This window comes from Streptomyces sp. NPDC101393, assembly GCF_044767385.1.
Taxonomy (GTDB): Bacteria; Actinomycetota; Actinomycetes; order Streptomycetales; family Streptomycetaceae; genus Streptomyces.
On the sequence record NZ_JBIWNU010000002.1, the window covers coordinates 48,005 to 65,489 of the forward strand.

The following is a 17,485-nucleotide window of genomic DNA, read 5'->3' on the forward strand; positions in this document are numbered from 1 at the left end:
CGCACCATCACCGCAGGCGCCGCGCTCGCTGCTCCCCTGCCCGGAGCGCGCGCATGGCGCCGGCTGATGGCACCCTTGTCTTCCCTGCTCCACGAACAGCCCTGCCTAGGTGATCACAACATGAGCGAAAAAGTCAGATTCCCGAGCGTCGTCGGCCCCGAACTGGCCGGAGCGATCGACCTGCCCGACGGCGAGATCCGCGGCTGGGGGATCTTCGTGCACGGATTCACACTCGGCAAGGGCTCACCGGCCGCGTCGCGTGTCAGCAAGCAGCTGGCACGCGAGGGGATCGGAATGCTGCGCTTCGACAACCTCGGGATCGGGGACTCCGACGGCGACTGGGGGGACGGCTCCTTCACCGTCAAGGTGCAGGACACGATCCGTGCCGCAGCCATGATGGCGGAGCGAGGGACTCCGGCAGACCTGCTGGTAGGGCACTCATGGGGAGGCGCCGCCGTCCTCGCGGCGGCGGCTGAGGCAACCGGCGTCCGCGCGGTCGTCACGATCGGAGCGCCGGTCGATCCCAGCCACGTCGAGCGACAGTACGACACGGTCGTGGATCGCGTGCTCAGTGACGGGTCGCACGAGTGGTTCGTCGGCGGGCGGACCCTGATCCTCAAGCGCGCCTTCGTCGAAGACGTCCGCCGTGCTCACCTGCGGGATCGAATCGGCGAGTTGGACCTGCCGCTGCTCGTCCTGCATTCGCCGACCGACAACACCGTCGACATCGACAACGCCGGAGAGATCTTCCGCGAGGCACGACACCCGCGAAGCTTCGTCTCGCTCGAAGGAGCAGACCATTTCCTGACCGCCCGAGGCCAAGCACAGCGAGCCGCCCGCATCATCAGCGCCTGGGCCGACCAGTACATCCACGGGTCTCGGTCCGCGGGAGAGACATCTCAGGTGGATTAGGTTCTCGGAAGTATCTATATCGCCGATCAGTGTCTGTCCGGGCCGGGTGGCGGCAGGCCATTTCGGCGGCCAAACAAGTCCAGCAGGGTCTCGCGCCCGTCGGTGTTGGCTCCGGTCAGGGAGGCGTCGGGCAGGCTCTGGAAAGTGCACCCCAGGTGCAGCCGCAGGCCCCAGAACAAGCGGCTGTGGCTGGCGAAGTACCCGTACTCAGATCATCCGGCCAGGTCGCAGCGTTTGACGGTCTCGCGGGCGCGGCCGCATTCCACTGGTGTGGAGTCCACGATCCATACGTCGTCGCTCCACGCGGAGGTGTCGGTGGCCAGCAGGCGGGTGACTCGGCGAAGCAGGTCGGCGCTCTTGCGCAGCCTTTTTTGTAGCCAGGCTGCCTCGGCAGGTACGGGAAGAGATGCCGCAGGTAGGAACGAGCGGGGCGAAGCGACCTGGCCTCGGAGGTGAAACCGCGCATGGCCTGCATCATCGCCAGGGTGACCGCCTTGGCGTCGGTGCGCTACGGCGCCGTCCCTGCGACCGACCGCCACGGTGTTCGCTGCGGTGGTCACACAACGATCTTGGACGCCCTCGCTCTCGTCTCCGTAGACACGTGTGACCGAGCGCCGCGCAGTTGGCCGTTTGGCTACCTTCTGGCAACTCCCTTGGTTGCGAGGAGAATCCCGCCGGTAGAGTCAGCTTGAGAATGGTGTTACCTGGGGGGACTGATGACAGCAGCAGATGCAGTGCCCATAGTCTTCGTTCACGGGACGCGCTTCAGCGCGGGACAGTGGAGCATGCAGCTTGCCGCACTCCGGGACGCATTCCCGGTAGTCGCCGTCGACCTCCCCGGCCACGGCGAGCGCAGTGCCCAGCCATGGAGCCTGCGCACTGCGACGGAGATCATCGCTTCCGCGGTGGACTCGCTCGACCGCGGGCCTGCTCTGGTCGTCGGGCACTCGCTCGGCGGATACGCCTCGCTGGAATTCGCGCGACGGTATCCGGAAAAACTGTGCGGGCTGACCCTCGCGGGAGCCAGCGCCTCCACCCGCGGCTTGCGGGCAGCGCCTTATCGGTGGGTCGCCGGGCTGGTCCCTCGTATGCCGACGGATCGCCTGGCCCGGTGGAACGACCGGTTGCTGCGGCGGCTCTACCCGCGGGAAGTGGTGGAGGCGACCATCCGCGCCGGCTACGCCTTCCACACCCTGCCGGCCGCCTGGGGCGAAGTACTCGGACGCTTTGACGCGGGTGCGATGCGTCATGTGAAGGCTCCGGTCCTCATCCTGAACGGAGAGAAGGACACCATCTTCCGCGCCAAAGAAGCGGACTTCGCCCGTGCGCATCCGCACGCTCGCATCGAATTGATCCCACGGGCACGGCACCTGGCGAACTTCGACGACCCAGATGCCTTCACTGATGCCGTCCGCCGCTTCGCCCGCCAGCTCCCTGCCCTCAGCTGAGCGCGCCACAGCCGGGATCACCCGGCGCCCCTGAACACCTCGACAGCGACCGTGCACTCAGCTGTGACGCTCAGTCACAAGGCACTCCTTGGACTTGATCATCTAGGAGCGAACCAGGCAGCACCCGGGGTTCCGTACCCTCGGCGGCCGACGGTGGGGCGGCACCTTTCGGGCCGTCAGGCCCATACGTCGAGGAGCGCTCCGCCAGCCTTGCGGCCTTGCCTCCGGCAAGCCCGCTGTCGCGGGTGGCCACAGCTACACGGACGGCAGGAGTGGCTTCTCCTCGGGCTGAGTCACCGTCAAGGTCCACCGGGTGTTCACTGGTAAAGCATCCCCCGTGGCGCCTCTCCCCCACCGTCTGCCGTATGGCGGGCGTTTGCGGGCGACTCTTCGGCAAGGCGGCGCGGTACGTCCGGCTTTTCGCGGGCCCTCAAGAGGGGGGGTGCGCTGGGTTGAATGCGGGCCAAGGCCCGCAGTGCGCCGGCGCAGATATGCGACCGTCAGGTATGCAGCCGTCAGTTGGGCAGGTCGGCCGTGGTCTCGGAGACTGCGTCGCGCCAGCACGCGTACCACCAACGTGCCGGGACAACACACCTAGAGCGCGCCCCTTCGACAGGTTGACCAGTTGATCGGACGTACCTGTCGGACTAGTGATCACCGATGCGCCGTGGGACCGGATCGAGCCCTTAATGCCGGCCGATCCGGTCCCACGACGACGGTGGGCCGATCACCGCCACAACCTTGAGGCCATCGCCCGGAAGTATCCCACCAACTCGCCCCGACGCAATTCGCCAGGCGAAGTTGGCCCGTTCCGGCCGCTCGCATTAGTCGTCGTTTTCGACCTTTGTAGTTCCGGTGGTTCCAGCGAACACTGTGTTCCCCTTATAGGTGAACGTGGCTGTCTCTCCGCCGGTGTTGCCATTGGTGTTGATTTCGCAGACGAACCTGCCCAGGAGATCTGTCGTGGGCTGGCACTCGTAACCACCAGGAACCACGACCTTGACCGGCTGGCCAGGTACCGGGACGAGGTTCGTCACGTCTTCCGTGAGACGACCACTGATGGCCAGTTGGCCATTCAAGATGTCAGAGGCGTCGAGCTCCGTGAACTTTGTCGGGATGATGGACGCGGCCTGCTTGGCCCCGTGTGTTGCGGGGGTCGTAGTGGCCCAGGCTGCCCCCGAAGTGATGCCCGTGGTCAAGAGAGACGTCACGGCGAGAGCCATCATTGTCTTGGTCAGTTTCAGGAGATCCCCCATCTCGATTTATTTACTCAATGGAGTGTGCCCATCACGACAGCTCAGGAACGCGAATATGACAGTTCACCCGTCTGGCCGATGACCCTGAGAATCCCCGCCTCGCTGAATGCGCTCCAAGATGCACTACGCGCCCCCCGCGTATTCTCAATATTCCCAGCAGCACCACGCAACCCAGAATTACCTTGGTACCCCCTGCGAAAGAGCCAAGATCCCCGAGCAGCGAACACAGGACAGGCGCGCGACTTCCCATAGCGCCATCAGCACACAAAGGAAAGAACCTAACCTGCGGGACCGGGCATCAACGCTCTTGCCCCACTACTTCGCGCAGCTAGGGTCTGCCGTTTGGATCAGGCTGCGGGGGAACGACGGTGCCTGATCGCTCCGTGAGCGGGGTCCGGTGCGTGCAGTTGCAAGGCGGAGGAGGGCGGCAACGCGGAGTGTCGGCAACCGACGACATCGCCGCAGATGTGCGCGCCAGACCCCGTGTCTGCAGGCTGATCCAAACGACAGGCCCTAGCTCAGTGTGCGCTCGGCTTTCCAGCGACGGGGCAGGATGACGAAGCTCACTCCGCGGAGCCGGGACACCACTTTTCAAGATCATGTTGAGGAAGTCGTTGGACCCGTTGATGAGTTGGCCGGCGTCGGCGGGGCCTGCCCGGACCTGTGTGATCGGCTGTGGCAAGAGGCGCAGGCGCCACAGGAGTTCGGGGGCCAGGTCGCGGTCGGTGGTGTCGGCGGGCTTGACGGTGATCATCACGGGGAGTCGAGGGTGTGTCGACGGCAGGTGTCTCTTGCGCCCGTTGATGTGGTTCGCGCGTCGAACCCAGGTGTGTCTGGGAGGCTCTTCGCCGTTGAGGGTGCGGTCGGGGGTGTTGGCGGGGAGGCGTCGAGGTCTTCCGGGGTGGAAGTTCTTCCTACACCGCCCATCCGAAAGACCTCGACATCCCCCTCGATATCTTTGCCGCGCCCTGTCTGACCACGTTCCGCCGTCTCGATGAACTCGGCCTGGAAGCCGTCGGGCAACGCCTTGGGCTGGATCAGGCGGTGATCGAGGGTCGGGGCACCGCGCACCCAGTCGCGCTCACCGATGAGCGGCCAGCACCGCCGCGAGGCCCTCTTGCAGATCTTTGACGAAAAACTCGGGAACCTCCAGCGACGGGAAATGTCCCCCACTTTCGGGCAACCTCCATCGGACGATCCGTCGGTACCGCTCCTGTGCCCAGGGGCGCGGACACTTCTCGACGTCGCGGGGATACATAGTGAGCGCTGACGGGACGTCGACCCGAAGTTCGGGGTCCAGCGAGTCGTGGCTTTCGTAGTAGATGCGGGCCGCCGATGCGCCGGTCCGCGTCAGCCAATACAGGGTCACGTCGTCAAGAAGGCGGTCTCTGGAAATCGTCTCGAAGGGGCTGTCTCTGGTATCTGACCACTCTGCGAACTTGTCAAGGACCCAGGCAAGAAGCCCGACCGGTGAGTCGACGAGCGAGTAGCCGATGGTCTGCGGTCGGGTCGCCTGCTGCTTCGCGTACGCCGCGCGGTGGCGCCAGAAATCTCGGGTTTCCTCGGTCCACTTTCGCTCGACCGCCGTCAGCCCGTCCGTTGTCAGCCCGGGCGGTCCCTCCGCGAACGTGGTGTGAATGCCGAGAACGTGCGCCGGGAACCTGCCGCCGAGGACCGTGGTGATATTGCCTCCCCAGTCGCCGCCGTGGGCTGCGAACTTGCTGTAGCCGAGCCTTCCCATCAATTCCACCCATGCGGCCGCGATCTTTTCCGTTCCCCACCCGGTGGTGGCCGGCTTGTCGCTGTAACCAAAGCCCGGTAGCGACGGGACCACGACGTGGAACGCCGGTGCGTCTGCATCTTGCGGATTCGCCAGCTCGTCCACCACATCGACGAACCGAGCAATGCTGTCCGGCCAGCCGTGCGTCAGGATCAGAGGAGTGGCATCTGCGCGCGTGGATCGGCGGTGCAGGAAGTGGATTCCCAGGTCATCAATGGTCGTGCGGAACTGGCCGATCTGATGAAGGCGCTCTTCGAACGTCCGCCAGTTGTACCCCGTGCGCCAGTAGTTCACGACATCGACGAGGTCGGCGAGAGGAACGCCCTGCTCCCATCGGCGAGGGTCGGGCGCGGCGCGATAAACCGTCTCGGCCTCCGGTAGTCGCGCCGCGGCCAATCGTGCGCGCAGATCGTCGAGGTCAGCGTCAGTTGCGTGGGCTTCAAATGCTTGCACGTCGCTGCTTGGACGGGGCATGAGACCTCCTGGCCATTGCGGAACCGGCTAAGACGGTTCGGTTCTAGCATGTCGTCATGCCGGCGTGCAACCGGCTAAGGTGGTTCCATGCGTACTCGATTCCCTGACTTCCGCCTCGGTAGCGTGCTGGCGACCAGCTTCACGGGGACTCTGTCGGAGCGTCATGGCGACGCCGTGGAGCGCATTCCCACGCCGCAACGACTCATCGACTGGCTGGCGGTGAACGGCCTCACCGTGGACTCCTGCACCGCCGCCCAGCTCGAACTCGCGCAGGAACTGAGGGAGTCGATTCACGCCGCCGCGACAGCGGCCGCGATCCAGGAAGTCCTCCCTGCGTCTGCTGTCCACGTCATCAATGACTGCAGTGCTCAGGGTCGGGCCGCGGCTGTCCTGACGCCCGAGGGTAAACGGCGATGGCAGCTCAGCTCGGCTTCCTGTGTGGAAGATGCCCTCAGCGTGATCGCCGCCGACGCGATCAGCATCATCGCAGGCGAACGAGACGGAAAATTGGCCTTGTGCGCATCACCCACCTGCCAAGCTGCCTTCTTCGACACCAGCCAAAGCCGCACCCGCAAATGGTGCGACATGAACACGTGCGGAAATCGTCAGAAGAAGGCGCGCTTCCATGCCAATCAGCGCAAAAATCCCAGATCAGCGGAGTGATCGTTACCTCGGAATATCCAAGCGGGCCCCACGTCTGCGACACATCTGTCGCGTGGGGTGCACCCCGACGGCACCACTGAGAGCCATCGGTCGCCTTCGACCTACGTCCTCCATCAGTAAGTACATCTACGTTTACTGATGGGCGACATGCGTCGGCTCTTCGGAATCGGGGGTGTTGGCGGTAGGTGTGGAGGTCTTCCAGGATGGACGTTCTCCTACGCTGCCCATCCCAAAGACCTCGACATGCGCCACATCATCCTCGCCGATCCCTGTCGCGGACTTGTGCGACGGTTGTGCGACGGTTGCATGGCACCGGTTCGTGCGCGTCGCGCCACAGCGCTGGCGGGCCGAGATCGCCCGCCTCGCGGCAGCCACTGTGCGCAGCCGCGAGGTCGCCGAGGTCCTGCCCCTCTCGGTCCGCACGGTCGGCAATCATCTGTAGAACATCTACGCCGAACTCAGGGGGACCAACTGACGCGAGCTCGCCCGGAAGCTCGGGAGGGGTAACAGCCCTCCGGTTCCTCCTGTCACCCCTGATCGGCACCCCAGGGGACGTTCGTTGTCGGGGCCCCCGTCCTTGCCTCGACCGGTGCGCACAGCCAGTCGACGACCTCGTCGTTCTGCCGGAAGAACGCGGCGTTCGTGTGCGGTCGCGACAGCGACCCCAGTGCGCCCGAGGCCGCATGGTCGCCGAGGGCGACGAGCCGGTCGTCCCGGGTTCCGTGGCGGTCGAGGACGTGGAACGTCTTCTGGCAGGTGGCGAGCTTCGCCCCGTGGGCGGGCGTGGCCGGTGTGGTCATCCGGACGAGTCCGTCTCCTGCCATCCGGCGCAGCAGCCCCGAGGCATCTGCGACGGCGTCGGAATCAGGCAGCCAGGCGTCCACGAGGCGTGCCGCCCGGAACTCCTCACCCGGCAGTGTGCGGGTGCGCAGGACGAAGGTCCCGGTGGTCGGGTCGGTCGCCACGGCCGGGTCTCCTCCGGCGAAGCGGACCAGGCCGCATCCGGCCAGCGCGGCGAGCTGTTCGATCCGCAGTGCGGGCGCGCCCGCGGCGGCGCGCCGCGCGAGTCCGGCCAGCGTCGCGACGAGCCGGCGCGCTTCCGTGTCCGCGGCGGACCCCTCCCGCAGCAGCACGCCGATGATGGTCTCGACCGCTCGCACCATGGCCTGTTGCGCTGCGCCGTCGGTGGTGCGCCGGGGGTCGTCGGCGCGTCGTGCCGCGGCGTGCAGGTGCTGCCGCATCCAGGTCGTGAGCCGGTCGGCGGAGGGCATGACCGGCAACACGGGCGGGGCGAGGCCGGGTTCGACGAACCGGTCGGCGGGGTCGGTGATGTGCCGGGCGAGGACGGACCAGGCGGGTCCCCCGACGGGGGTGGCCCGCAGTACGGCCGCGAATGCCTCCCACCCCATGTGTCCGGCCCGCGGATCCCTGGTGAAGAGTTCCTCGTAGTGGGCCCAGGCCATCTCCCGCACCACGGCCTGCCACAGTTCCCCCTGGGCGGCCCGCCGCCCGGCCTCGCCGCCGCTCGTCAAGCGCTCCGCAGCTCCTCGGATCTCTTCGTCGGTCAGCAGGACGGGCGCGGTCCGCGCCGGCGTGAGCGGTGGCACGGCGGGGCGGGCGCGGGGTGGCAGCCCACGGCGCGAGGCGACGACGAACGTCGGTTCGCGGCCGGAGGGTTCATAGGCCAGTGTTCCGGACGCGTCCCGGCGGAAGACGCCTCCTCGCCCCTCCGTCAACAGGATCAGCAGGTCCAGGAATGCCAGGCCGAGTCCTCGTACGAGGAGCGGGTCCCGGGCCGGTATTCCGGACAGGTCGAGGTCCGCGGTGTAGGAGGGCGGGACGTACCGGCCTCCGCTGTGGTCGGCGAAGGTCCGCAGCACCCGCTGCTCGGGCGAGGGGGCTCCGTCGAGATTGCCCAGGGCGAGGACCACACGGTCGGCCACCAGTCGGCGGCCGCCCTCCAGGTGGACGTCGAGCGCGCCGTCGGATCGTTCGCGAACGTGCCGTGCGCGCACGGCGTGTGTCAGGACCGTCCATCCGGAGGACAGTGCGTCCAGTGACGTCCGCAGGCACCAGGACAGATATGCGCCGCACAGGCGGCGGCTCGCGTAGCTGTGAGGCGTCAGGAGACCCGCCTCGGCGAGCAGCGCGGGATCGGTGCACCACCGGGGTGCGATGCGCGATGCCCAGGCGTACAGCGTCGGCCCCGCTGTCAGGGGGCCGGTGGTCCGGACGCTCTCGTCGGGGAGGACGGTGACGTCGCCGCAGCGCGAGTTCATCCACAGCAGCGAGGACTGGTCCTGCCGCCAGACCCGGCCGCCGTCGGGGTGCGGGTCCACCAGGTGCAGGATTCCCGGTCCCTTCGGGCGGCGTGCCGCCAGGCGTTCGATGATGCCGATGCCTCGCGGGCCCGCGCCGATGACGACGACACGCGGGGCGGCACTGCTCGGCGAGGTGTCCGCCCTCATGCGGTGACCGCACGGGTGAGGTCGAGTCCGGTGTGGTGCCCGGCGAAGGACAGCACGTCGCAGCTCATCCGGTGGCGTGCGCTGCGGGCCATCGAGGTGTGCCCGGAGTCGCCGTAGGAGCGCAGGAGGTACGGGCCGTGGCCGCTCGACGCGCTCTGCAGCCGGGCACAGAACTTCCGGGCGTGCAGCGGGTCGACGCGGGTGTCCCCGTGCAGGGTGATGAGCAGCGTCGGCGGGTACGGCCACCCGTGCTCGATGCGGTGGTACGGCGAGTAGGAGAGCAGATGCCGGAACTGGTCGGGATCGGCGGCGGATCCGAATTCGTGCCGCCAGGAGCGCCCCAGTCCGCTCTGCTCGTAGCGCACCATGTCGGTGAGCGGAGCGATGCAGACCACCGCGGCGTACCGGCCGGGATCGCGCACCATGGCGGCGGCCATCGTCAGACCGCCGTTGCTCATCCCGAGGAGTGCCAGCCGGTCGGGGGCGCTGAGCCTTCGCCGGTGGAGGTGGTCGGCCGCCCCCTCCAGGTCCTCGAAGGTGCTGTGTTTGCCCGCGCTCGCGGTGGGTCCCCGCAGATCGGGGACCGCGACGAGTCCGCCGGCCCGCACCCAGGCCAGGACCAGCGACTCGTACGACGAGGTCAGGGCGTGGCCGAAGCCGCCGTAGCCCAGCATGAGGGTGGGCAACGGCCCGGAGGGCCGGCCGCGTCGGGCGAGCAGGGTGAGCGGAACGCCGGTCCCGTCGGCGGAGGGCGCGAACTCCCGCCACTCCTCCAGGGGCTCCGGCCCGGCATCGGGGAACGTCACGGCCGGCGAGGTGTCCGGGTCGAGGGGGACGGCGATCGGGGGTGTCGTCCAGCTGGTCCAGCCCAGTCGTGCCCCGCCGTGCGGTGCGGGCTCCAGGGAGAGCACGGTGCCGGAGGAAGGGAGGGGCAGCGTGCGCGGCGGGACACTCCCGCCGAGTGGGTGGACGGAGAGCACAGGGCTCCCGGCCCTTGTGCGGGCGACCAGCAGCCGGGGCGGGCGGGGCTCCTGGGCGCCGTCCAGCAGGCACAGGTGTGTCAGCGGGGCACCGATTTCCTCCGGGACCACGGTCGTGCGGTGCTCGGGGCCCGGCCGGTTCGGGTCCACCACGACGACCTGCCCGTCCGGCGCCCCGTGCGTGGTGGCGAGGAAGACGACTCCGCTGCGTGCGACATGGGCCGTGGAGACGGCGTCGGCCGATTCCTGCAACGGCGTCCAGAGGGGACGGGCCGGATCCTCGCCCAGCTCGGCGAGCCACAGCTGGTTGCGGGTCTCGCTGCCGCGGCGGATCTCCACCGTCAGCCACCGCCCGTGCCACACGCGGGCCCGGAAGCGGTCCAGATCGTCGGTACCGCGCAACACCCGCCGGTCCCGGCCGTGTCGGTGCAGCCAGAGGTCCTGGCTGCCGCCGTCTTCGTCGGTGCTCGCGTAGAAGAAGCCGCTCCCGTCCGGCAGCCAGGCGACCGGGCTGCGACGCGTACGCGGGATCCGGCCGCGTACGTGCCCGGTCGTCGCGTCCAGGAGCAGCAGCGGGGTGCGGTCCTCCCGACCGCCCTCAAGGATCTGGCAGGCGACGGTACGGCCGTCCGGGGAGGGCTCCCAGGATGCCAGTGCGGACTGCCGCCACAGGACGACGGCATCGTCGTCGCGCACCGCCTCGGACACGCCCAGGACCGGGTGTTCCGCCTCGGCGTCGATCACTTCGCGGAAGACCCGGGTGCCGACGCGGCGTTCCGGTCTCCGCGCCCCGTGGGCCATGAGACGCGTCAGGGTCCGCGCCACGGCATCCCTGCCGGGAAGGGCGGTCAACACGGAGTGGGAGAACCGCTGTTGGCGATCCAGCCAGTCGCGGGTGGCGTGCGAGGTGCCGTCTTCCAACCATCGGAACGGGTCGTCCACGGTATGACCGTGGACGATCTCACGGAACGGTACGCACGGGCCGACGGGGTACGCGTCGCCGTCGGGGCCGCCCCGGCGCTCCGTCCGGTCGGTGCCGTGCAGGGGTGCGCGTCGGTGGGAGTCGTCCGGGTGGCCGGGCGCGTCCGGGCCGCGCTCCGGGCGCGCCGGACCGGGCCGAGGCGTGGGGGTCATGACACCGCCTTCTCCGTGAGTGTGGTGGGGGCAGTTTCCGGGGCCTTGCCGAGGGGGGTCCGTACGACCCTGATCAGCCAGGGGAGGGTGAGCAGCGGAAGGGCCGCGGCACACCAGAGGGTCGTCCGGGTGCCGATGACGGAGGCCAGCAGTCCGGCGCCGACTGCGCCCGCCACTTGGCACGCGGTCGAGGCGCTGCGCAGGAGGGCAACGGTGCGGCCCAGGCTGCCGGGAGCGCTGTCGGCCAGGACCACGGTGGAGAGGCAGATGTTGGCGATGGCCCCGGAGAACTTCGCCGTGGCGAGGCCGCATCCGGCCGTGGCGAGGGCCAGCGGAAGCGGCCCGCCGGCGGTGGCGAGCACGGCGGACGCCAGCATCTGTGCGGCGTTCGCCAGGAGGAACCACCGCGGGGTGCCGCCCCGGCGGGTCAGGCGTGGCCCGGCCCATGAGCCGAGCATGCCCGCCAGGCCGGTCGCCACGAAGGCGAGGCCGAACAGGGAGGCCGGGACGTGCAGATCGCGCAGCAGGAAGGGGGCCAGCAGCGCGGCGCCGGCGGCGGTCGCGGCCGACTGCAGCAGGAGCAGGCCGAAGACCGCCTTCAGGAACGAACCCCGTCGGAGCAGGCCGCGGAGCCGCACTCTGCTGCGAGAGGGCGGGCCTTCCGCTGTCGGGCGGTCTTCGACGACAGGGGCGTCGGGCCGGCGGATGCTCAGCAGCAGCACGGCGCTGAGCGCGTAGGTGAGGCAGTCGATGCCGTATGCGGCGGCGGCGCCCAGTGCGGCGACGGTGAGGCCCGCCAGCGCATTACCCGCGAGCCCGGCTCCGTACTCCCCGCCCTGCAGCGTGGCCCGTGCCCGGGGAACGTCCCCGGCCGGCACGAGGCTCTGGAGGTGCAGGAAGTACAAGGTCTCCGCGGATGCGGCGATGCAGCCCAGCAGCAGGGTGAGCCCGGTCAGCCAGAGGACCGAGAGGTGGCCTGTTGCGGCGGCAACTGCGGTGGCTGCCAGCAGACTTCCCGCGGCGACGTCGCAGCGGACGAGCTGCCGGCGAGGTCGCCGGGCCCGGTCCGCGGCTCTGCCCACCCAGGGGCCGAGGAGCGCCGCGGGAAGATATCCCGCCGCGGTGAGCAGCCCGGTCTGCGTGGTCGAGGCGTTGAGGTACTCCACCGCGATCGTGGTGGTGGCGACGAAGGTGAGGACCGTCCCGAACTGCGAGGCCACCTCGGCCCACCAGTATCTGCGGAAGTCCGTGCTGCTCATCGGGGCGGTCTCCGTCCTTGGTTCTGCGTGGCCGTGGGCCGGGCGGGCTGGGGTGCCCGGCCCACGGCCGGGTGTCAGCAGGCGACGGAGAGCGTGCTCTTCTCCGGCGGCATCGGAGCGTCGTCGGTCTCGGTGGCCAGCTGCTGCAGCTCAATGACGTTGATCATGATCGTTATCCCTTTTTCTTGAACGAACGACGGTCGGATGGACCGCCTCTCCCGGAGAGGTCACCCCGGGAAGTCTGAGGGGAGGGAACACGCCGGCACCGGGTCCCGCTCGACGTGTGCGTCGAGGGTGAACAGCGGGTCGGCGGTGCCTCGTAGAAGGTGGTCGAGGAAGAGCAGCACGCCCGCGGAGCCGCTGCCGAGGTCGCAGCTCAGCCGTATCCCCGGGTCCCCGTGCAGGTACATGCCGTCTTCGGTGGGGACGAGGTGCACGAACAGGCGCGTCGCCACGTCCTCGGCCATCGCGCGGGCCGACTCGTCGCCGGTGCGACGGGCGGTGTCGGACCAGTAGGCCCCCAGTCCGGCAAGTCCCTGGAACAGACCGCCGGCACGGGTGAACAGACAGCTCGCGGCCGTTCGGATCCCGGCTGCGGCACGGGACAGGTCCTCGTCGTCCCCGAGCGAAAGGTAGCGTTCGGCCACCATGCCGATCCCGGCGCTCCCGCTCCAGAGATACGGCATGAGCCTGCGGTCCTTCGCCGATACCGGGAACAGCAGACCGCCATGGTCGTACGTTCCCCGCGCGAGGTCGCGGTCCAGCAGACCTCTCCCCCGCGCACGAGCCGGTTCGTCACCGGTGAGCCGGTGCAGGTAGAAGAGGGCCATGGCGACGCCCGCCGGTCCGGTGGCCAGCCCTGTGGTCGCCAGGTCGCCGGGGTTCCCGCCGCGCGTGGGTGCGAGCAACTCGTCGGCCCGTTCCAGGTATCCGCTATCGTCCGTCGCCGCGTGCAGCCGCAGACACGCCATCGCCACGCCGGCACGCCCATGGGCGAAGTCGGAGCAGTCGCGCAGCACCGGGTGGTCCACGGCGCTCCCGAGCAGCGCCGCCGCCTCGTCGAGACGGCCGGCTTCGGCGAGTACCCAACTCAGCCCCGCCGAACCGCTGAAGAGCCCCGGGGGCAGGACGGTCCGGGAGGCGAGGGCGTCCCGGGTGAAACGGGCGAGGATCGCGTCCGGCACCTCCGTCCCGGACCGCTGCAGCGCGTGCAGCACGCCTGCCGAACCGTGCCGGACCCCCAGCGTGTTGGTCGCGAAGCCATCGGGAACGGTGGGGAAGAGCGTGACTCCGTTCCCGGTATCCGCCGCGCTCAGGATGCCCCGCACCAGATCGTCCCTGAGGACGCTCAACTGCCTCGCCGGAGCGGCCGCCAGCCGCTCCGGCGACACGAACGGCGTGGGTGCGGACAGCCGCAGGGGTGCCCGGCGCCGCAGGACCAGGTCCCACAGCGCGTGCGGAGGCGGGTTCACCCGCTCCAGCAGAGCCCGCAGATGACCGAGCACGGCGGGGTTGCGGTCCGCGGTCGCCTGGACCGGGGCCAGCAGGTACAGCGCCACAGAGGACAGGGCGTGCTGATCCTGGGCGAAAGGGTCGGTTCTGGCGAGATCCGGATCGAAGAATCCGACCGCGCCGATCAGCGCCGGCAACCGGTCGACAGGAGCGACGGTCTCGAAGTCCACCAGCCGTGGCACGCCGCCGTCCTGGACCAGGATGTTGTCCGGACCGAGGTCGATGAAGGCGTGACCCTCAGCGTGAAGGCGCCGCAGGTCTTCGCGCAGTGCGTCGATCAATTTCTCGCAGTCAGCGAAATACTGCGCGAACTCCGCTGCGGTGACGGTGCTGTTGACAACGGGATTGTTCCGAACCGTCCATCCGTTGAGGGTCTCCCCCTCGACGAACTCCGTCACCAGGAATTCGTGTCCGCCCTCGGTGAAGTAGTCGACGGGCTCCGGACACAGTCCCGGATGCAGGGCGTGCAGCGTCGTCAAGGTCCGGAATTCCGATTGCAGCCGTCGGCGCGCGTCACTTTCCATGCTGACAAGGCCGACGTGCGGCCGCGCCTCTTTCAGGAACACCCGCCGCCCGGTGGACTGCTGGATGCCCTGGTACGTTCCGCCGCTGTTGCTGAACCGCACGACGCGCTCGATCGTGCAGCCCCCCACCGACACCTCGCCGGCCCGGGGGGTCCAGGCCGCCATCGGCTCCTGGAAAGGGTCGGTGATGCCGGGTGGAAGTCCGAATCCGATGCCCCGTCCGTCCTCGACGGCGTGTCCGTTCGCATCGATGACCGTTCCCTCGAAGGAACCGTCCGGTCGCACGCGGCCCTGCGAAGTGAAAGCACCGTAGCGGTAGTACACACAGGCCGACCCCTCGAAGGCACGGTCGGTCAGGACGTACGGGCCCTCTTCGCCGGCCAGCGCCTCCTTGAGATCCCGCATCAGCCCCAGGGCGGTCCGCGGGTCACCTGGATACGCGGCGATGAATTTGCCCGCCTGCGACCGCCCGGCGTGCTTGTGGTGCATCACCACGAAGTCGAGCGGCGCGGCCAGGTGTTTGAACACCACGCCGTGCTCCGCGCAGAGCGGCGCCACCACGTCGAGCACCTGCTGCGCCCGCTCGGCACGGGCGCTGATGTGCACCTTCCACCCCTGCGCCTCGACGTGCGGGCCGCCGCCCGGATGCCATTGCCGCCACATTCCGGAGAGGGTGTTTCGCCACTCGCTCGGCAGGCCCTGCGGAAGATAAGGGACGTCGTCCCCGGACACCGTTCCGGCCGGGACGTAGAAAGGACCAGCGCCCAGAACATGAGCCAATTCATTCATGGTCGCCCCTTCGAGTGGAGTGGTCCGCCGGGGAGCCGCTCTCCGACTCACCGTTCTTGTGGGAATGACCATTCCATCGCCGAAGACGCACTCGGAGAGTAATCACGACTCCATCCGTATCGCTCAATCGAATGACAGCTCGCTCACTTGCTCAAACAAGAGGAGATACGGTCGCCAAGAGCAGTAAATACGGATGATTCGCCCTATAGCGCAATCGGCCCGTCGGAACCGCTGAGACCGTCTTGCGGGACTGGGTAAGAGGTGGCCCGGCGCGTGAGACAGCGCTCCGGGATGACCCGGCGGCCGCTGATCCCGTGCGGATCCGGGCTGGCGCGGTCGTGATTCGTGATGAGCAGATGCTGCTCATCGGCTTCGAGGAGGACGGAGTGCCGTTCTACGAGATCCCCGGAGGCGGAGTCGAGGACGGAGAGACGTTGCATGCAGCGGCAGTTCGCGAGCTTCGAGAGGAGACCGGCCTCACTGGAAACGTGGTCAGGGAGATTGCCCGCGTCTGGAAGGGCGATCGCCGTGAGCACTACTTCCTTCTGTGTGCCGAAGGGGAGACTGGTGCCCTGGAAGAGCTCGACAACCATGGCGGTACGCCAAAGTGGGTTCCGGTGGACCAGTTGTCCACCACCCCGGTCTGGCCCAAGCGACTGGCCTGGCGCATCGCTCATTGGCACGCGACAAACTGGCCGACCCAGTCGGCCGAACTTGCCGACAGCATCCACGACCTGCAAGCCGACTGCTCTTGGTGAGGACTGCGCGAAGCCTCTCGTCGAACACCTACGACGCAAGACACCAATCGTCCAGACACCTCACTCATTCTGAAACGATCCGTCAGAAACCCTACGCACGGCTTGCGCGAGTCACACGAGTGCGAGCCCTCCCATATGACTGTGCTCGGCCACAGCTATGGCTCGGCTCCCGGACATGCACCAGCGACGTCCGCCCTCAGGCTCGTCGGATCGCCCGGGACGACCGTCGGCAGCACCACACGCGGGTACGGCCTGCCGCCACCAGGGTGCTGCAGCCCGGCGAACCGGCCGTACAGCTCCATGGTTTTCGTCTCGCTGAGGTGTACAGGCGATGCGGCGACCCGGGTCGGGCCCATCAAACGTACCGGCCGGGAATCGAGCCCCAACCCCGCGCAGATCGCAGTATGAGGTGAGCGCGGCGGCCTGGGCCATCTCGATCCGCACAAGCCGGGAGCGGTGCCGGAACGTCCGATGGATGGCGTGGTTCGGTGAACTGAGGCCTCTGGAAGCGCACTTGAGCGGCCCCGCCCCCAGGTGATCAAGGCGGCAGGACCGTGGTGTCGGCGGAGTATCGGGGGCTGTCAGCCCGGTGTCGTGGCGTATCGGGGACTGTCGGTCCGATGTCGGTGGGGCCCGGCAGCCTTCGAGAGGTCCTGCCTGCGCCCTCCTCACCGAGTTCAAGGAGCACACATGACGATCGCTGTCCGACCGGGAAGCACCGTGATGTTCACCGGCGATTCGATCACCGACTGCCAACGGCAGGAGAGTGAAGACGGCCTCGGGTTCGGCTACCCGCTGCGCGTCGCCGGCGAGTGGGGGCACCGGCACCCGGACCGGCCCGTGACCTGGCTGAACACCGGGATTGGCGGCCACAAGGTGAGGGACCTGGAAACCCGCTGGCAGACGGACGTACTCGACAGGCGCCCGGACGTGGTGTCGATCCTCGTCGGGGTCAACGACATGGGCTGGCACACACTGGATCCGAAGGGGTACGTGATCCCTGTGGAGGAATTCGAAGCGGGTTATGACCGCCTGCTCGTACCCCTCGCCGAGGCGGGCACGCAACTGATCCTCATCGAGCCGTTCCTGCTGCCGATCCACGGTGTCGTCGAGGCCGGTGCCGGCACCGCGCTCATCGGAGAGGACGTGCGCAAGGAATGGCGCACCGACCTGGACCCGAAGATTCAGGTCGTGCGCAAACTCGCCCGCAAGTACGGCGCGCACCTACTCGCCGCCGACGGCATGTTCGCCGAGCTCGCCGCGACGACCGGGCCGGAGTACTGGGCCGCGGACGGCGTACACCCGACGCCCGCCGGTCACGCCGCACTCGCGGCGGCCTGGATGCGTCTGGTCGCGTGACCGGGCCTCGCGATCACCCGCAACACGCCGCGCGCTCTTCGGGCGTCTCTGCCAGGAGGTCGCGAACCTGGTCCGCATAACTGGCGGCGACCGTGTCGTAGGACGTCCGCGTGTCCGCCAACCGGCCTTCAGCGTTCGTTCCCCTGCTCACGTCGGCAGGCTACCCAAC

At 68.5% G+C, this 17,485-nt stretch carries 11 protein-coding genes and 3 pseudogenes; 7 read left to right on the forward strand and 7 right to left on the reverse strand.

Going from position 1 to position 17,485, the window contains the following annotated elements; translation table 11 throughout:
- The first annotated feature begins 75 nt into the window (after positions 1 to 75).
- From ACIRQ7_RS05890 to ACIRQ7_RS05900, 3 genes and pseudogenes are all read left to right on the forward strand, one after another.
- On the forward strand, positions 76 to 912 hold the full coding sequence (locus ACIRQ7_RS05890) for an alpha/beta hydrolase family protein (RefSeq protein ID WP_404260206.1): 837 nt from the start codon (positions 76 to 78) through the stop codon (positions 910 to 912).
- Positions 913 to 1,628: 716 nt separating this feature from the next.
- The gene (locus ACIRQ7_RS05895) at positions 1,629 to 2,360 is read left to right on the forward strand and encodes an alpha/beta fold hydrolase (protein WP_404260208.1); all 732 of its coding nucleotides are present in this window, start codon (positions 1,629 to 1,631) and stop codon (positions 2,358 to 2,360) included.
- A gap of 689 nt (positions 2,361 to 3,049) precedes the next feature.
- Positions 3,050 to 3,175, forward strand: a pseudogene (locus ACIRQ7_RS05900) (IS5/IS1182 family transposase); the annotation flags it as partial.
- Between the two features lie 9 nt (positions 3,176 to 3,184).
- Here ACIRQ7_RS05900 and ACIRQ7_RS05905 read toward each other — a convergent pair.
- Both ACIRQ7_RS05905 and ACIRQ7_RS05910 read right to left on the reverse strand, forming a co-directional pair.
- Positions 3,185 to 3,616, reverse strand: a complete 432-nt coding sequence (locus ACIRQ7_RS05905) for a hypothetical protein (RefSeq protein WP_404261372.1) — start codon at positions 3,614 to 3,616, stop codon at positions 3,185 to 3,187.
- 1,081 nt (positions 3,617 to 4,697) lie between these two features.
- Entirely contained in the window at positions 4,698 to 5,870 is a 1,173-nt protein-coding gene (locus tag ACIRQ7_RS05910; RefSeq protein WP_404260209.1) for an epoxide hydrolase family protein, read from the reverse strand.
- Between the two features lie 87 nt (positions 5,871 to 5,957).
- Here ACIRQ7_RS05910 and ACIRQ7_RS05915 point away from each other — a divergent pair, with 87 nt between their 5' ends.
- Together ACIRQ7_RS05915 and ACIRQ7_RS05920 are read left to right on the forward strand one after the other, a co-directional pair.
- The gene (locus ACIRQ7_RS05915; RefSeq protein WP_404260210.1) at positions 5,958 to 6,533 is read left to right on the forward strand and encodes a CGNR zinc finger domain-containing protein; all 576 of its coding nucleotides are present in this window, start codon (positions 5,958 to 5,960) and stop codon (positions 6,531 to 6,533) included.
- Positions 6,534 to 6,852: 319 nt separating this feature from the next.
- The gene (locus ACIRQ7_RS05920; RefSeq protein WP_404260211.1) at positions 6,853 to 6,975 is read left to right on the forward strand and encodes a hypothetical protein; all 123 of its coding nucleotides are present in this window, start codon (positions 6,853 to 6,855) and stop codon (positions 6,973 to 6,975) included.
- Between the two features lie 85 nt (positions 6,976 to 7,060).
- Here the strand turns inward: ACIRQ7_RS05920 and ACIRQ7_RS05925 are convergent, their stop codons facing one another.
- From ACIRQ7_RS05925 to lanKC, 4 genes are all read right to left on the reverse strand, one after another.
- Positions 7,061 to 9,001 carry an FAD/NAD(P)-binding protein gene (locus tag ACIRQ7_RS05925; RefSeq protein WP_404260213.1) on the reverse strand — a complete coding sequence of 647 codons (1,941 nt, stop codon included), beginning with the start codon at positions 8,999 to 9,001 and terminating at the stop codon, positions 7,061 to 7,063.
- Positions 8,998 to 11,115, reverse strand: a complete 2,118-nt coding sequence (locus ACIRQ7_RS05930; protein ID WP_404260214.1) for a prolyl oligopeptidase family serine peptidase — start codon at positions 11,113 to 11,115, stop codon at positions 8,998 to 9,000. Before ACIRQ7_RS05930 ends, ACIRQ7_RS05925 begins: the two co-directional genes overlap by 4 nt.
- Positions 11,112 to 12,374, reverse strand: coding sequence for an MFS transporter (locus tag ACIRQ7_RS05935; RefSeq protein ID WP_404260216.1), 1,263 nt, complete (start codon positions 12,372 to 12,374; stop codon positions 11,112 to 11,114). Before ACIRQ7_RS05935 ends, ACIRQ7_RS05930 begins: the two co-directional genes overlap by 4 nt.
- A 227-nt stretch (positions 12,375 to 12,601) precedes the next feature.
- Positions 12,602 to 15,199 (reverse strand): class III lanthionine synthetase LanKC, encoded by a 2,598-nt coding sequence (lanKC, locus tag ACIRQ7_RS05940; RefSeq protein WP_404260217.1) that lies wholly within the window; start codon positions 15,197 to 15,199, stop codon positions 12,602 to 12,604.
- A gap of 209 nt (positions 15,200 to 15,408) precedes the next feature.
- On the opposite strand from lanKC, the pseudogene ACIRQ7_RS05945 reads away from it, so the two are divergent.
- Together ACIRQ7_RS05945 and ACIRQ7_RS05950 are read left to right on the forward strand one after the other, a co-directional pair.
- A pseudogene (locus ACIRQ7_RS05945) lies at positions 15,409 to 15,957 on the forward strand (NUDIX domain-containing protein); the annotation flags it as partial.
- A 690-nt stretch (positions 15,958 to 16,647) separates the two neighbouring features.
- Entirely contained in the window at positions 16,648 to 17,316 is a 669-nt protein-coding gene (locus tag ACIRQ7_RS05950; protein WP_404260219.1) for an SGNH/GDSL hydrolase family protein, read from the forward strand.
- A 25-nt stretch (positions 17,317 to 17,341) separates the two neighbouring features.
- Here ACIRQ7_RS05950 and ACIRQ7_RS05955 read toward each other — a convergent pair.
- Positions 17,342 to 17,467, reverse strand: a pseudogene (locus ACIRQ7_RS05955) (SAM-dependent methyltransferase); the annotation flags it as partial.
- Between the last annotated feature and the right edge of the window lie 18 nt (positions 17,468 to 17,485).

Excerpts from the sequence above, each read along its gene's own strand:
- ACIRQ7_RS05895 (WP_404260208.1), top strand. The coding sequence starts at position 1,629 with ATGACAGCAGCAGATGCAGTGCCCATAGTCTTCGTTCACGGGACGCGC.
- ACIRQ7_RS05905 (WP_404261372.1), bottom strand. The coding sequence starts at position 3,616 with ATGGGGGATCTCCTGAAACTGACCAAGACAATGATGGCTCTCGCCGTG.
- ACIRQ7_RS05910 (WP_404260209.1), bottom strand. The coding sequence starts at position 5,870 with ATGCCCCGTCCAAGCAGCGACGTGCAAGCATTTGAAGCCCACGCAACT.
- ACIRQ7_RS05915 (WP_404260210.1), top strand. The coding sequence starts at position 5,958 with ATGCGTACTCGATTCCCTGACTTCCGCCTCGGTAGCGTGCTGGCGACC.
- ACIRQ7_RS05925 (WP_404260213.1), bottom strand. The coding sequence starts at position 9,001 with ATGAGGGCGGACACCTCGCCGAGCAGTGCCGCCCCGCGTGTCGTCGTC.
- ACIRQ7_RS05930 (WP_404260214.1), bottom strand. The coding sequence starts at position 11,115 with ATGACCCCCACGCCTCGGCCCGGTCCGGCGCGCCCGGAGCGCGGCCCG.
- ACIRQ7_RS05935 (WP_404260216.1), bottom strand. The coding sequence starts at position 12,374 with ATGAGCAGCACGGACTTCCGCAGATACTGGTGGGCCGAGGTGGCCTCG.
- lanKC (WP_404260217.1), bottom strand. The coding sequence starts at position 15,199 with ATGAATGAATTGGCTCATGTTCTGGGCGCTGGTCCTTTCTACGTCCCG.
- ACIRQ7_RS05950 (WP_404260219.1), top strand. The coding sequence starts at position 16,648 with ATGACGATCGCTGTCCGACCGGGAAGCACCGTGATGTTCACCGGCGAT.